General features: G+C 74.9%; 13 protein-coding genes and 1 pseudogene. 7 read left to right on the top strand and 7 right to left on the bottom strand.

Features of this window, described 5'->3' with window-relative positions:
* Positions 1 to 584, bottom strand: a pseudogene (locus PGN05_RS17500) (LytR family transcriptional regulator); the annotation flags it as partial.
* 187 nt (positions 585 to 771) lie between these two features.
* Here PGN05_RS17500 and PGN05_RS17495 point away from each other — a divergent pair.
* Entirely contained in the window at positions 772 to 1905 is a 1134-nt protein-coding gene (locus tag PGN05_RS17495; protein WP_419753838.1) for a hypothetical protein, read from the top strand.
* Between the two features lie 10 nt (positions 1906 to 1915).
* On the opposite strand, the gene PGN05_RS17490 is transcribed toward PGN05_RS17495, so the two are convergent.
* Together PGN05_RS17490 and PGN05_RS17485 are read right to left on the bottom strand one after the other, a co-directional pair.
* Entirely contained in the window at positions 1916 to 2347 is a 432-nt protein-coding gene (locus PGN05_RS17490; protein ID WP_419753837.1) for a DUF2795 domain-containing protein, read from the bottom strand.
* A 25-nt stretch (positions 2348 to 2372) separates the two neighbouring features.
* Positions 2373 to 2582, bottom strand: a complete 210-nt coding sequence (locus PGN05_RS17485; protein WP_419753836.1) for a DUF2945 domain-containing protein — start codon at positions 2580 to 2582, stop codon at positions 2373 to 2375.
* A gap of 276 nt (positions 2583 to 2858) precedes the next feature.
* Between PGN05_RS17485 and PGN05_RS17480 the strand changes: the two genes are divergently transcribed.
* From PGN05_RS17480 to PGN05_RS17455, 6 genes are all read left to right on the top strand, one after another.
* Entirely contained in the window at positions 2859 to 3635 is a 777-nt protein-coding gene (locus PGN05_RS17480; RefSeq protein WP_419753835.1) for a siderophore-interacting protein, read from the top strand.
* Between the two features lie 64 nt (positions 3636 to 3699).
* Positions 3700 to 4458, top strand: coding sequence for a response regulator transcription factor (locus PGN05_RS17475; protein ID WP_419753834.1), 759 nt, complete (start codon positions 3700 to 3702; stop codon positions 4456 to 4458).
* A 67-nt stretch (positions 4459 to 4525) separates the two neighbouring features.
* On the top strand, positions 4526 to 6079 hold the full coding sequence (locus tag PGN05_RS17470) for a sensor histidine kinase (RefSeq protein WP_419753833.1): 1554 nt from the start codon (positions 4526 to 4528) through the stop codon (positions 6077 to 6079).
* A gap of 29 nt (positions 6080 to 6108) precedes the next feature.
* Positions 6109 to 6870, top strand: coding sequence for an inositol monophosphatase family protein (locus tag PGN05_RS17465; RefSeq protein ID WP_419753832.1), 762 nt, complete (start codon positions 6109 to 6111; stop codon positions 6868 to 6870).
* Positions 6871 to 7003: 133 nt separating this feature from the next.
* Positions 7004 to 7912, top strand: a complete 909-nt coding sequence (gene cysD / locus PGN05_RS17460) for a sulfate adenylyltransferase subunit CysD (RefSeq protein ID WP_419753831.1) — start codon at positions 7004 to 7006, stop codon at positions 7910 to 7912.
* A complete protein-coding gene (locus tag PGN05_RS17455; RefSeq protein WP_419753830.1) occupies positions 7912 to 9306 on the top strand; it encodes a sulfate adenylyltransferase subunit 1 in 1395 nt (464 codons plus the stop codon). Before cysD ends, PGN05_RS17455 begins: the two co-directional genes overlap by 1 nt.
* Positions 9307 to 9404: 98 nt before the next feature.
* Here PGN05_RS17455 and PGN05_RS17450 read toward each other — a convergent pair whose 3' ends face one another.
* The 4 genes from PGN05_RS17450 to PGN05_RS17435 form a co-directional block, all read right to left on the bottom strand.
* A complete protein-coding gene (locus PGN05_RS17450) occupies positions 9405 to 10235 on the bottom strand; it encodes an FAD binding domain-containing protein (protein WP_419753829.1) in 831 nt (276 codons plus the stop codon).
* Positions 10236 to 10308: 73 nt separating this feature from the next.
* Entirely contained in the window at positions 10309 to 10812 is a 504-nt protein-coding gene (locus tag PGN05_RS17445; RefSeq protein WP_419753828.1) for a (2Fe-2S)-binding protein, read from the bottom strand.
* The gene (locus PGN05_RS17440; protein WP_419753827.1) at positions 10809 to 13094 is read right to left on the bottom strand and encodes a xanthine dehydrogenase family protein molybdopterin-binding subunit; all 2286 of its coding nucleotides are present in this window, start codon (positions 13092 to 13094) and stop codon (positions 10809 to 10811) included. Before PGN05_RS17440 ends, PGN05_RS17445 begins: the two co-directional genes overlap by 4 nt.
* 123 nt (positions 13095 to 13217) lie before the next feature.
* Entirely contained in the window at positions 13218 to 14474 is a 1257-nt protein-coding gene (locus tag PGN05_RS17435) for a cytochrome P450 (protein WP_419753826.1), read from the bottom strand.
* Positions 14475 to 14480: the final 6 nt, after the last annotated feature.

Genomic DNA, 14480 nt, shown 5'->3' with positions numbered 1-14480 from the left:
GACTCCCACGGGCGCGTGCTCGGCCAGGCCGGCGCGACGTCGCGGCCGGGGATCGGCGGCAGGGGGCTGATCGGCCGGGACGGGCGGTAGCCGGGCCGGTCCTCCAGCGGCGGGAAGAGGGGGACGGAGGGACGGACCGACGGCGGCACCGGGGGCAGGCCCGCACGCGGCGGAGCGGCCGACGGCACCCCGCCGCGGTCGGCCGCGGGCAGGGGCGGCAGACCGCGCGGCTCGTCGCGCGGCCCGGGGGCGGCCTCGTCGCCGGGTCCGCGGACGGCCTCGCGCGGGCTGCGCGGCTCCCGGGGCGGGCGGGCCTCCGGACCGGAGGCGCGCGGGTCCTCGCCCGGCACGGGCGGCAGGCCGCGGCGGTGCGCGGGAGGCTGCTCCCCCGGAGCCAGCGGGATGGGGATCTCGCCGGTGCGGGCGGCGCGACGGCGGCCGACCTCGCTGCCCTGCTTGGCGATCAGCTGCTCGACGGTGATCGGCTCACGGCCGGCTGGCTGCGCGGGCGGGCGGCGCCGGCCGCGGAAACGCCCCGCGCCGCGGCCGTTCTCCGCGTCGTCGCGCGTCCGCTCGTCCCCCACCGCTGTCGACTTCCCATCGTCGTACCCATGTCACCATGGCCCGCGCCGTCCCCTCCGCACGGGCGCAGGCGACGGAACCCGCGCGCGGGCGGTGCGTCGTCCCACGATACGGGCGGAACGCCGCTCCGCCCGACGACGCGCGGAGATCGAGCAGCGGCCGGACGACGGCGGCCGTAGCGTCCCCCGGGTGAAGCTGCCGTTCGTGCCCGGGCCGTCCGACGTCATCTCCGCGGTGGAGGGACTCCGGGACGGCGTCTCGGAGGCCCTCGCCCTGGTGCCGCGGGTGGTCAGCGTGGTGGGCCGGCTGGAGACGCTGCTGGACCGGGTGACCGTCGTGGTCGACCGGGTGGAGGGCGTCGTCGACCGGGCGGACGCCATCGTCGGGGCCGCGGAGACGACCCGGCAGCGGGCCGACGACGCGATCACCGCGGTCGGCGCGACCCAGCGCAAGGCCGACGACGCGATCACCGGCGTCGGGGAGACCCAGCGCAAGGCCGACGCCGCGATCGCCGCCATTGGCCGGACCCAGCAGTCGGCGGACGAGGCCATCGCCGCGGTCGGCGCGACCCAGCAGAAGGCCGACGACGCCATCGCCGCCGTCGGCGCCACCCAGCAGAAGGCCGACGACGCCATCGCCGCCGTCGGCGCCACCCAGCAGAAGGCCGACGACGCCATCGCCGCCGTCGGCGCCACCCAGCAGAAGGCCGACGACGCCATCGCCGCCGTCGGCGCCACCCAGCAGAAGGCCGACGACGCCATCGCCGCCGTCGGCGCCACCCAGCAGAAGGCCGACGACGCCATCGCCGCCGTCGGCGCCACCCAGCAGAGAGCCGACGACGCCATCGCCGCCGTCGGCGCCACCCAGCAGAAGGCCGACGACGCCATCGCCGCCGTCGGCGCCACGATCACGCGCTCCGACGAAGCGGTCGGTCAGGCGGAGGCGGTCATCGGCCGGACCGCGCCGCTGGTGCAGACGTACGAGCAGCCCCTGACGGCGCTGGCCCCGGCCGTCCGGCGGCTGGCGGCCTCCCTCGACCCGGCCGAGGTCGACGCGATGGTCACGTTCATCGACCGGCTGCCGCAGCTGATGCACCACCTGGACGAGGACGTGCTGCCCGTCCTGGGCTCGCTGGGCAACGTGGGGGCCGACGTGCACGACCTGCTCGACACCATGCAGGACCTGCGCCAGGTGGTGAAGGGCTTCCCCGGGTCACGGCTGTTCCGGCGGCGCGGCGCCGAGGAGATCGCCGAGGACGAGGAGCGGGGGACCACCGGGCCGGCGACCCTGGACGGTCAGGAGCCGGAGCGCACCGGCTCCTGACCGTCGCCGATCAGGTCTCGGTCGGGTACCCGAGCGCCCGGACGACGTCCCCGATCCGCTCGTAGGTCTCGCCCTCGGGCAGTCGGCGCAGCTCGTCGACGACCGCGTCGGGGGCGCGGTGGTCCAGGGCCGCCTCGACGAGGTCCGGGCCGGTGTTCGGGAAGTCCGCTCGGACCAGCCAGCGGGCCAGCTCGGCCCGGGCCACCACCGCGTCGGCGTCCATGCCGACGGGCGTGCCACCGACGAGGGTGCCGGCCGGGTCGGCGGTCAGGTCCCGATCACCCTCGGCGATCGGCTCGACCTCACGCCACTCCTCCGAGCGGGTCGCGTGCTCGCCCTTGAGCATGCCCTGGATCTCGTGCTGCAACTCCTCGTCGAGCCGGGGGTTGTGCTTGGTGCTGCGTGCCGACACGCCGGCGAACTGGTCTCCGGTCTCGCTCACGATCGCCCTCCTGTGGGTCCGTTCGTCACTTCTCGTGCAGGGCGCCGGGCTTGTGCACCGCCGTCTTGCCGGTCTTGTCGCTCTCGACCTCGTACTGCGGTTCCTCGGGGCTGGCCTTGACCGTGCGACCCGAGGCCTCGGTCTCCTCCGTGATCTCGCGCTGGACGGTGCCCTCCACCTGGTTGCCGTGGCTGTTCCAGGTGACGTGGTCCCCCTTGCTGAACTCCTCGGCCATCTCGCTCCCCGGTCCTGGACGTTGTCCCCCTGCCCCTGCCCGTCCGGAGCCCCCGACACACATCACCCGTTCGGAGCGGCGGATCACCCGTGCGGGCACTGGCGTCCGCTGGTGCGTCACGTAGCGTTGCCGTCGACGGAACGGCTGGGACATCCCCCCTGATGGGTGCCGGTGAACCGATCACGCACAGTGATGTGCTCCCGTCCTCGATCGCCGGCCCGGTCGACTCCATTCCCCCGGGGTCGGCCGGGTCGGCCCGTTCTAGGCTGGTCGGCCGTGACAGCCCCCGACGCCACCCGCCCGGTCGACGTCCTCACGGTCGAGGCGATCGTCGACGTCACGCCGTCCGTGCGCCGGGTGGTGCTGACGGGCACGCCGGAGGCCGTGGCCGCCGCCGGGCCGACGATCTCGCTGCTCGTGCCGCGCGTGGACGACCCGGCGCCCCGCTGGCCGGCGGTGGCGAGGGACGGCCGGATCGTGTGGCCGACCGGGTCGCACGGGGTGAGCCTGCGCAGCTACACCGCCCGCCGGCAGGATCCCGGCCGCGCCGAGGTGGAGATCGACTTCGTGCTGCACGGGGACGGGCCGGCCGCGGCGTGGGCCGCCGCCGCCCGGCCGGGCTCGGTGGTGGCCGTCGCGGGCGGCGGGCCGCTGGGCGAGCGGCCGGCCGGCTGGCTGCTCCTGGCCGGCGACGAGACGGCGCTGCCGGCCATCACCCGCATCCTCGCCGAGGCACCGCCGGCCACCCGCGGCGTCGCGCTGGTGGAAGTGGCCGGGGCGGACGAGGAGCAGCCGCTCCCCGCGCCGGAGGGCGTGGCGATCCGCTGGCTGCACCGGAACGGCACTCCGCCCGGGGAGAGCACCCTGCTGGCCGACGCCGTCGCCGCCCTCGACCGGCCCGCGGCCGAGGACCTGTTCGCCTGGGTGGCCGCGGAGTCCGCCGCCGTCCGCACCGTGCGCGCCGACCTGCGCGGCCGGTGGGGGCTCGGGCGCGCGCAGCACCACGCGATCGGCTACTGGCGCCGCGGCCGGGCCATGTCGCCCACGGGCTGAGGCGTCCAGACTCCTCACAGGTGACCTCCAGGCTCGGCCCAGATCCCGGACCGACCCTGACACCATGACGACGGCTGCGCGTACGACGGGAGGTGCTGTGGCCGGCACGCGGAGCGGGGCGGCGGCACCCGAGGCCCGCCTCCTGGTGGTGGACGACGAACCGAACATCCGGGAGCTGCTCTCGGCGAGCCTGCGCTACGCCGGCTTCGAGGTGGCCACCGCCGCCGACGGGCAGCAGGCGCTGAGCATGGCCGCGAGCTTCCGGCCCGACCTGCTCGTCCTCGACGTGATGATGCCCGGGCTGGACGGCTTCGGCGTGGTCCGGCGGCTGCGCGAGAGCGGCCGGCACACGCCGGTGCTCTTCCTCACCGCCCGCGACGCGGCCGAGGACAAGGTCTCCGGCCTCACGCTGGGCGGCGACGACTACGTGACCAAGCCGTTCAGCCTCGACGAGGTGCTGGCCCGGATCCGGGCGGTGCTGCGGCGCAGCAACGGCCCGCAGCGCACGGTCGACGCGCCGCGGCTGTCCTTCGCCGACATCGAGCTCGACGAGGAGTCGCACGAGGTCATCAAGGCCGGCCAGGTCGTCAGCCTCTCGCCGACCGAGTTCAAGCTGCTGCGCTACCTCATGGCGAACGCGGGGCGGGTGCTGTCGAAGGCGCAGATCCTCGACCACGTGTGGAACTACGACTTCAACGGCGAGGCCAACGTCGTCGAGTCCTACATCTCCTACCTGCGCCGCAAGGTCGACACCACCGAGCCGCGGCTGCTGCACACCATCCGGGGCGTCGGCTACACGCTGCGGCTGCCGCGCGGCGCGTGAGCGGACAGGGGCGCGAGCACCGCCGCGAGCGCCGGCGAGCGAGGAGCAGAAGCGAACTGGGAGCACGGTGAGCGGGCCCTTGCTGCGCACGAGGGAGGGCAGCGGGCCGGGCCTGCCCCGCTTCCCCCTGCGGATCACCCTGGTGGCCCTGCTCGTCGCGCTGGTCACCCTCGCCCTGCTGGTGACCGGCCTCGCCGCCAGCCAGCTGTTGCACGGGTACCTGGAGGGGCAGCAGGACGACGAGCTCCGGCGGGTCCTGGCCCAGGCCGAGCGGTCGCCCGTGGTGCACGAGGCCTGCCTCGACGGGAAGAACCGGGACATCCCCAACACCTACTTCGTCGCCTGCCTCGCCCCGGACGCCGAGGAGCCCACCGTCGTCTTCGCGCCGCCGGGACCCTCCGGTTACCCCGAGGGGGTCGCCGAGGAGGCGCGCGACGCCGACGGCGACCCCGGCGCGGTGTGGTCCCAGCGCGGCGACTGGCGGATGATCGCCGACGACGTCGGGGGCGGGTACACGATCGTCGTCGCCAGCGACCTGGGCCGCGACGCGCGGGTGATCAGCCGGCTGGTCCGCATCGAGGTGTTCGTCGGCCTCATCGTGCTCGTCCTGCTCGGCGGCACCGGGTACCTGCTCGTGCGCAACAGCCTGCGGCCGCTCGCCGACGTCGAGCGCACCGCCCGCGCGATCGCCGCCGGCGACCTGTCGCAGCGCGTGCCGCCGGGCGACCAGCGGACCGAGGTCGGCCGGCTCACCAACGCGCTCAACGGCATGCTGGCCCGCATCGAGCACTCCTTCCGGGCGCAGCAGGCCTCCGAGGAGCAGGCCCGCGCCTCCGAGAGCCGCATGCGCCGGTTCGTCGCCGACGCCAGCCACGAGCTGCGCACGCCGCTGACCTCCATCCGCGGCTTCGCCGAGCTCTACCGGCAGGGCGCGGTGGGCAGTCCCGAGGAGACCCGCCGGCTCATGGAGCGGATCGAGTCCGAGGGCGCCCGGATGGGCCTGCTCGTGGAGGACCTGCTGCAACTGGCCCGCCTCGACCAGCAGCGCCCGCTCACCATCACCCCCGTGGACCTCGCCGAGGTGGCCGGGGACGCCGTCCACGACGCCCGTGCCGTGCAGCCCGACCGGCCGCTGACCCTGCACCTGGACGAGGCGCTCAGCGAGGTGCCGGTCGTGCTGGGCGACGAGGCCCGGCTGCGCCAGGTGGTCGGCAACCTGGTCACCAACGCCCTGGTGCACACCCCGCCGACCGCCGCGATCACCGTCCGCATCTCCGACGAGCCGCCGGCCGGCGCCGACAACGAGGACGGCGGCGTCGTCGTCCTCCAGGTCGCCGACGAGGGGCCCGGCATGGCGCCGGCGGACGCCGCCCGCGTCTTCGAGCGGTTCTACCGCGTCGACGCCTCCCGGTCGCGCGCCGAGGGCGGCACCGGCCTGGGGCTGGCCATCGTGTCCGCGCTGGTCGCCGCGCACGGCGGCACGGTGCACCTGGACACCGCGCCCGGCCTCGGCGCGACGTTCACCGTGCGGCTGCCCCGGTCGGGGCCGGCCCCGGAGGGCTCAGCACCGGCCGACGGGGCGCCGGGCGACGCGGCGCCGGCCGACGGGGCGGGCGCCTGAGCGGACCGGCTCCTCGCTACGGTCCGGGCGTGCACACCGACTCCGGCGCCCCGGCCCGTCCCGACGTCGAGGTCGCCGCGGCGGCCGCCCGCGCGGCGGCCGATGCCCTCCTGCAGCTGCGCGCCGAGGGGCGGCTCACCGGCCGGCCCCTCGGCGACGCTGGGGACGCCGCAGCGCAGGCCGCCATCAGCGGGCTGCTGGCCGCCTCCCGGCCGGCGGACGCCGTGTTCAGCGAGGAGGCGGTGGATGACCCGGTCCGCCTCTCCGCCGACCGGGTGTGGATCGTCGACCCGCTCGACGGGACGCGCGAGTACGGCGAGGGCCGGCCGGACTGGGCGGTGCACGTGGCGCTGTGGTCCGGCGGCGAGCTGAGCGCGGCCGCCGTCGCCCTGCCCGGGGTCGGCGAGTTGCTGGTCACCGACCCGCCCCCGGCGCTCCCCTCCCCCGGCGGCGGCCGGCTGCGGATCGCGGTGAGCCGCACCCGGCCCCCCGCGGTCGCCGGCACGGCCGCGGCCGCCCTGGACGCGGAGCTGGTCCCGATGGGCTCGGCCGGGTTCAAGGTGACCGCGGTGGTCCGCGGCGAGGTCGACGCCTACGTGCACGCCGGCGGGATGTACCAGTGGGACTCGGCCGCGCCGGTCGCCGTGGCGCAGGCGGCCGGGCTGACCGCGCTCCGGCTCGACGGGTCGCCGCTGCGCTACAACGGCCCGGACCCGTCCCTGCCCGACCTGCTGGTCTGTCGCCCCGAGCTCGCCGCGCGGCTGCTGGACGCCCTCCGTCCGGGGCAGTGAGTGCGGGGTCACACGCTCCGGCGCGCGGCCATGGCGGACACTGGGGCGGAATTCCTCCCGCACCGGTGCAGTTGGTGCTGGTTCGAGCCATGTCCCGCGACGCCGCTGTCCCCGACGACCGGAGCCCCCGCACGTGACGACCCCCGACTACCGGCTGTCCCAGCTGGAGACGCTCGAGGCCGAGTCCATCCACGTGATCCGTGAGGTGGCCGCCGAACTGGAGCGACCGGTCCTGCTGTTCTCCGGCGGCAAGGACTCCATCGTGATGCTGGAGCTGGCCCGCAAGGCCTTCGCGCCGGCCCGCATCCCCTTCCCGGTCATGCACGTCGACACCGGGTTGAACTTCCCCGACGTCCTGGAGTTCCGCGACAAGCGGGTCGCCGAGCTCGGCGTCGAGCTGATCGTCGCCTCGGTGCCCGACGCCATCGCCCGCGGGCTGGTCAAGGAGGAGCCCAACGGCTCCCGCAACCGCATCCAGACGCCGGTCCTGCTCGACGCGGTCGAGGAGCACGGGTTCACCGCGCTGTTCGGCGGCGCCCGGCGCGACGAGGACAAGGCGCGCGCCAAGGAGCGGCTGTTCTCCTTCCGCGACGAGTTCGGCCAGTGGGACCCGAAGAACCAGCGGCCCGAGCTGTGGGACATCTACAACGGCCGCATCCACCTGGGCGAGTCGATCCGGGTGTTCCCGCTGTCCAACTGGACCGAGCTCGACATCTGGCAGTACATCGCCCGCGAGCAGATCGCCATCCCGCCGCTGTACCTGGCGCAGGAGCGCGAGGTCGTCGAACGCCAGGGGATGCTGTACGCGGTCAACGAGTTCATCCGGCCCCGCGACGGTGAGCAGCCGTTCCGCGCCACCGTCCGCTACCGCACCGTGGGTGACGCCAACCTGACCGCGGCGGTGCTGTCGGAGGCGACCACCGTCGAGGAGGTCATCGCGGAGGTCGCGGTGACCCGGATGACCGAGCGCGGCGCGACCCGCGGGGACGACAAGGTCAGCGACGCCGCCATGGAGGACCGGAAGAAGGAGGGCTACTTCTGATGGCTCCCGTGGAGAACCCGACCACCGCCGCCCAGCCCGGCGTCCACCCCACCACCGCCGCCCAGCCCGGCGTCCACCCCACCACCGCCGCCCACCCCATCGACGTCCACTCGCCGGTCGCCGAGCACGCCGCCGAGATCGCCACCGCGCGCAAGGACATCCTGCGGATCGCCACCGCCGGGTCGGTGGACGACGGCAAGAGCACGCTGATCGGGCGGCTGCTCTACGACAGCAAGGCGATCTTCGAGGACCAGTACGAGGCCGTCGCCCGCGCCAGCAAGGGCGACTACGTCGACCTGGCGCTGCTCACCGACGGCCTGCGCGCCGAGCGCGAGCAGGGCATCACCATCGACGTCGCCTACCGCTACTTCTCCACGCCACGGCGCACGTTCATCCTGGCCGACACCCCCGGCCACGTGCAGTACACCCGGAACATGGTCACCGGCGCCTCCACCGCCGACCTGGCGATCGTGCTGGTCGACGCCCGCAAGGGGATGGTCGAGCAGAGCCGCCGGCACGCCTTCCTCGCCTCGCTGCTGCGGGTGCCGCACCTGGTCGTCGCGGTCAACAAGATGGACCTCGTCGACTGGTCCGAGGACACCTACGAGGCGATCCGCGACGAGTTCAGCGCCTTCGCCGCCAAGCTGTCCGTGCCGGACCTGACCGTCATCCCGATCTCGGCGCTGCACGGCGACAACGTGGTGAAGCACTCGACCAACACGCCCTGGTACGAGGGGCCGACGCTGATCCACCACCTCGAGCACGTGCACGTGGCCAGCGACCGCAACCTGACCGACGCCCGCTTCCCGGTGCAGTACGTCATCCGCCCGCAGTCCGACGCGCACCACGACTACCGCGGCTACGCGGGCACGGTGGCCAGCGGGACCTTCCGGGTCGGGGACGAGGTGCAGGTGCTGCCCAGCGGCCTGGCGACGACGGTGGCCGCCATCGACGGCCCGCGCGGCGCGGTCGACGAGGCCTTCCCGCCCATGTCGGTGACGATCCGGCTCTCCGACGACCTCGACGTCTCCCGGGGCGACCTGATCTGCCGGCCGCACAACGCCCCGCAGGTCGTACAGGACCTCGACGCGCTCGTCTGCTGGATGTCCGACGAGCCGCTGCGCCCGCGGCAGCGGATCGCGGTCAAGCACACGACGCGCACCGTCCGGGCCATGGTCAAGGAGCTGGCCTACCGGCTGGACGTGAACACCCTGCACCGCGACCGCGAGGCCACCGAGCTCGGGCTCAACGACATCGGCCGGGTGCGGCTGCGCACCACCCAGCCGCTGTTCGTCGACGACTACGGCCGCAACCGGGTGACCGGGCGGTTCATCCTGGTCGACGAGGCCACCAACGCCACCGTCGGCGCCGGGATGCTGACCCCCGCCGGCTGAGATCGACGCCGCCGGGTCCTCGCGGATCCCGGCGGCGTCCGGCTCCCTGCAGGGTCCCGCCGCGAGCTTGCGAGCGGTGGGGGGCAGGGGGTCCTCTCTCAGGCGGCGGCTGCGGCTCCGCCGGCGGCCTTCTCCAGCGCCCGGCGGGTGAGCAGCCGGGCGAGGTGGCGGCGGTACTCCTGGTCGGCGTGCATGTCAGCGCCCGGCGAGGTGCCCTCGTCGGCCAGCGCCGCGGCCTCCTCGATGGAGCCGCCCCGCGCGAGGGCCTCCTCCGTGGCGGTGGCCCGCACGACCGTCCCGGCCATGTTGGCCAGCGCCACCCGCCCGTCGACCGCGGCGGCCGCCACGATCGGCCAGTCGTTGGCGCGGCGGGTGAACTTCTCGTAGGCCCAGCCGGCGGACCCGGTTCGCGGCACCCGGATCTCGACGATCACCTCGTCCTCGGCCAGCGCGGTCTCGAAGAAGCCCAGCCAGAACTCGGTGAGCGGGATGCTGCGCCGCCCCTCCGGCCCCTGGGCGACGACGGTGCCGCCCAGGGCCAGCAGCGCGGTCGGCAGGTCGGACGCCGGGTCGCTGTGCGCGACCGTGCCGCCGATCGTGCCGCGGTGACGGACCTGCGGGTCGCCGACCTGGCTGGCGACGTACGGCAGGATCGGCACCTCGGCCCCCGCGACGGCGTCCTTCTCCAGCTCGTGGTGCCGGGTGCCCGCACCGATGGCGACCTCGTCGCCCTCGACCCGGACGTAGGACATCCCGGGGATCCGGCTGATGTCGACCACCACGGCGGGCATGGCCAGCCGGAGCTTCATGATCGGCAGCAGCGAGTGCCCACCGGCCATGATCTTGGCGTCGTCCCCGTGCTCGACGAGGGCGGCGATCGCCTCCTCGACCGACGCGGGCCGGACGAACTCGAACGGCCCGGGGATCATGCCCACTCCTCGCTGGCGCTCGTCGGGTGCATGACCCGGGATGCTGTGCCCATTGATGCCCTCGCGAGCTCGGTCATCGCGCGACCTCCTGCGACTGCGGCACCTGACCGGCGGCCGGGCCGGCCTTGGCGGCGGACTGCACCGCCCGGACGATGTTGTGGTAGCCGGTGCAGCGGCAGAGGTTGCCCTCCAGCCCCTCCCGGACCTCCCGGTCACTGGGGTCGGGGTTGTCGGCCAGCACGCCGATCGCGGCCATCACCATGCCCGGCGTGCAGAACCCGCACTGCAGGCCGTGCTCCTCGCGGAACGCCTTCTGCATCGGGTGCAGCTCGCCGTCCGGACCGGCCAGGCCCTCCAGGGTCGTCACCTGCGCGCCCTCGGCCTGCGCCGCCAGCACGGTGCAGGACTTGACGGTCAGGCCGTCGACGACGACGGTGCACGCCCCGCACGAGGTGGTGTCACAGCCGATGTTCGTGGCCTTCAACCCGCAGACGTCGCGCAGGTGGTGCGCCAGCAGCAGGCGGGGCTCCACCTCGTCCGTGCGCTGCTGGCCGTTGACGGTCATCGAGACCTTCATGCGTTGCTGCCTCCCTGCTGGGCCTGCTGGATGGCCCGCCACACCTTCATCGGGGTGGTGGGCATGTCGATGTGCCGGACGCCGAGGTGCGAGACCGCGTCGATGACGGCGTTGTGGACGGCCGGGGTGGAGCCGATCGTGCCTGCCTCGCCGATGCCCTTGGCCCCCAGGGGGTTGATCGGCGTCGGCGTGGCCATGTCGACGAGCTCGAAGCTGGGCAGCTCGGTCGCGGAGACGAACGGGTAGTCGGCCAGGGTCGAGGTCTGCGGGTTGCCGTCGGCGTCGTAGAGGACCTCCTCCAGCAGCGCCTGCGCGACCCCCTGCGCGAAGCCGCCGTGGCGCTGCCCCTCGGCCAGCAGCGGGTTGACGATGATGCCGGCGTCGTCGACCGCCACCAGTCGCTGCAGCTCGGCCTTGCCCGACTCGGTGTCGACCTCGACGACGGCGACGTGGGCGCCGAACGGGAAGGTCGGCGCCGCCGCCTCGAACCGGGTCTGCACGATCAGCGGCTCGTTCTCGGCGAGCTGGGCGAAGGTGATGCCCGCACCCGGGGTGCCGCGGACCGAGAGACCGGCGGAGGTGAGGTCGACCTCGAGGTCGGCCGGATCGGCCTCCAGCTGCTCGGCGGCCCGCTGCTTGGCCAGCTCGACGAGCTCGGTGGCCGCCTGGTGCACGGCCGCGCCGCCCTGCTGGAGGCTGCGCGAGCCCATCGTGCCGCCGCCGCGCGGGATGCGGTCGGTGTCGCCGTGCAGGACGGTGATCTTCTCGACCGGGATGCCCAGCTGGTCGCTGGCCAGCATCGCCCAGGCCGTGGCGTGGCCCTGGCCGTGCGGCGAGGTGCCGGTGAGCACCGTCGCCGTCCCGTCCGGGTGCACCTCCAGCTCTGCGGACTCCGCAGCGCCCAGGCCGGTGTCGGCGCCGGTGATCTCGACGTAGGTCGACAGCCCGATGCCCAGCTGGCGGACGTCGCCGCGCTCCCGGCGGCGGGCCTGCTCGGCGCGCAGCTCCCCGTAGCCGGCGGCCTCCAGCGCCTTCTCGAGTGCCGCCTCGTACTCACCGGAGTCGTAGGTCGCCCCCGACGGCGTGGTGTGCGGCTCGGAGAAGGACGGGACGAGGTTCTTGCGACGCACCTCGGCCGGGTCCATCCCGATCTCGGTGGCGAACATGTCGACGGCCCGCTCCACGGCGGCGGTGGCCTCCGGGCGGCCGGCGCCGCGGTAGGCCCCGATCGAGGTGGCGTTGTTGACCAGCACCCGCGCCGACGCGTGCACCTTCGGGAAGGCGTACGTCGCCGAGGCCATCAGCATGGTGAGCGTCGGGAGGATGACCCCGACCCGCGGGTAGCCGCCGGCCTCCTGGTCGACGTGGATGGCGTAGGCCTCGATGGTGCCGTCGCGGCGGCCGCCGATGGTGACCACCTGGTCCTGGCCGCGGCCCTGCAGCATGCCGAGCAGGTTCTCCGACCGGTTCTCCGTCCACCGGACCGGGCGGCCCACCCGCTGGGCCATCCACGCGACGAACGCGTACTCCGGGTCGGCGCCGATCTTCGCGCCGAAGCCGCCGCCGACGTCCGGGGTGATCAGGTGGACCTGCGCGGGGTCGGCCCCCAGCCACCCGGCGATCTCACCCTTGGCCTGTTGGGCGCCCTGGTTGGTGCACCAGATGGTCACCCGGCCGTCCTCGCCCCACGCCGCGGCCGCGGCCCGGGTCTCCAGGGGCACGGGCGCCACCCGCTGGTTGCGCATGGCCTGCCGGACGACCACCTCGCAGCCGGCGAAGAAGTCCTCCGGCGGCGGCCCGCCGAACTCGGCCGCGACGTTGGTCCCGGCCTCCTCGAACAGCAGCACGTCGTTCCGGGCCGCGTCGGCGGTGGTGACGACGGCGGGCAGCGGGTCGATGTCCACCGCGACCAGCTCCGCGGCGTCCTCGCCCTGGTACCGCTCCTCGGTGAGCACCACGGCGACGATGTCGCCGACGAAGCGCACCTTGTCCGTGGCCAGCCACGGCCGGTGCATGGCCGGCGGCACCATCGGCAGGCCGGCCGGGATGGGGGTCAGGTCCGTGCACTCCTGGGCCGTGTAGACGGCGACGACCCCGGGCGCCTCGCGGGCGGCGGAGGCGTCGACCGAGAGCACGCGGCCGTGGGCGACCGTGGAGCGGACGAAGGTGGCGTGCAGCGCACCGGCGAGCCGGTCGTCGACCAGGTCGTCGGTGTAGGTCGCACCACGCGTGAGGAACAGCGGGTCCTCCGTGCGGACCACGCGGGTACCGAGGATGCTCATGCGCTCACTTTCCGTCGGGCGAGAGACCGCGGTCACTATCCATGACCGGCGGCGGGTCCGCCAACCCCCTACCGGCCTGCGGAAACGGACACACGGGCAGCATCGCGGACAACCGTCCGGGGATCAGCGCAGCGTCACCGGGACGCGCGCGAACCCCCGCAGCGTATGCAGGTCGCGGCGGACCGGCCGGCCGGCCACCCGGAGGTCGGGGAAGCGCTCGGTCAGCGCCCGCAGCCCCACCACGCCCTCCAGCCGGGCCAGGCCGGCCCCGACGCAGTAGTGGATGCCGGCGGAGAACGCGAGGTGGTCGCGCGCGTTGCCCCGGGTCACGTCGAAGCGGGCCGGGTCCGAGAAGACGCCGGGGTCCCGGTTGGCCGCCCCCAGCAGCAGGGTGACCCGCGAGCCGGCCGCGAGCGGCTGCCCGGCCAGCACGGTGTCGGTCCGCACGGTGCGGCCGGTGATCTGGACCGGGCTGTCGTGCCGCAGCACCTCCTCGACGGCGAGCGGCCAGCCGGCGGGGTCGGCCGCGAGCGCGCGCCACTGGTCGGGGTGGCGGTCGAGCAGGACGACCGCGTTGCCCAGGAGGTTCACCGTCGTCTCGAAGCCGGCGCCGAGCAGCAGCATCACCGTCGCGTGCAGCTCGCGGTCGGTCAGGGCGTCCTCGCCGGTCCCCGTCACGAGCCGGCTGACCAGGTCCTCCCCCGGCTCGCGGCGCAGCCGGGCGAAGTGCTCGCGGAGGAACCCGTGCAGCGCCCGCAGGGCGCGGTCGGCCGCCAGGGACCGGCGGAACGGCAGGCCGGGGTCCAGCGTGGCCGCCGCGGCCGCGCCCCAGCGCAGGAAGTCCTCCTGGCGGTCCCAGGGGACCCCGAGCAGGTCGGCGATGACCCGCACCGGCAGGGGCTCGGCGTAGGCCGCGACGAGGTCCACGACCTCACCGCCGCGGGCGCGGCGGGCCAGGTCGTCGAGGAGCGCCTCCGCGGTGCGCTGCACCACCGGCTCGGCCGCGGCCATCGCCCGCGGTGTGAACGACCGGCTGACCAGCCGCCGGTAGCGGGTGTGGTCGGGCGGGTCGACGACGAGCATGGACGGCGGCTCGGCCACCCCGGTCGCTGCCGGGTCGTCGCCGAACTCCAGCAGCCGGCGCAGCGGTCGCGGCGCGGTCGACCAGTCGAAGCCGACCCCGAAGCGCTCCGACCGCAGGAGCTCGGAGGCGGCAGCGTGCGAGGTGGTGACCGGGCCGAGGGCACTCGGGACCAGCGGTCCGCGGGCGCGCAGCTGCTCGTGCACGGCGTGCGGCTCCTCGCGCAGCCCGGGGTCCCGGAGCAGCCGGGCCAGCGGGTCGCCGCGCGCAGCGGCACGGCGGAGCAGGACGGCGGGCACCCCGTG

Source organism: Geodermatophilus sp. CPCC 206100, from assembly GCF_048569675.1.
Lineage (GTDB): Bacteria > Actinomycetota > Actinomycetes > Mycobacteriales > Geodermatophilaceae > Geodermatophilus.
The sequence above is the reverse complement of the archived record's forward strand: the minus strand, read 5'-3'. Positions and strand labels throughout refer to the sequence as shown.

Excerpts from the sequence above, each read along its gene's own strand:
- PGN05_RS17485 (WP_419753836.1), bottom strand. The coding sequence starts at position 2,582 with ATGGCCGAGGAGTTCAGCAAGGGGGACCACGTCACCTGGAACAGCCAC.
- PGN05_RS17475 (WP_419753834.1), top strand. The coding sequence starts at position 3,700 with ATGACGACGGCTGCGCGTACGACGGGAGGTGCTGTGGCCGGCACGCGG.
- PGN05_RS17455 (WP_419753830.1), top strand. The coding sequence starts at position 7,912 with ATGGCTCCCGTGGAGAACCCGACCACCGCCGCCCAGCCCGGCGTCCAC.
- PGN05_RS17450 (WP_419753829.1), bottom strand. The coding sequence starts at position 10,235 with ATGATCCCCGGGCCGTTCGAGTTCGTCCGGCCCGCGTCGGTCGAGGAG.
- PGN05_RS17445 (WP_419753828.1), bottom strand. The coding sequence starts at position 10,812 with ATGAAGGTCTCGATGACCGTCAACGGCCAGCAGCGCACGGACGAGGTG.
- PGN05_RS17440 (WP_419753827.1), bottom strand. The coding sequence starts at position 13,094 with ATGAGCATCCTCGGTACCCGCGTGGTCCGCACGGAGGACCCGCTGTTC.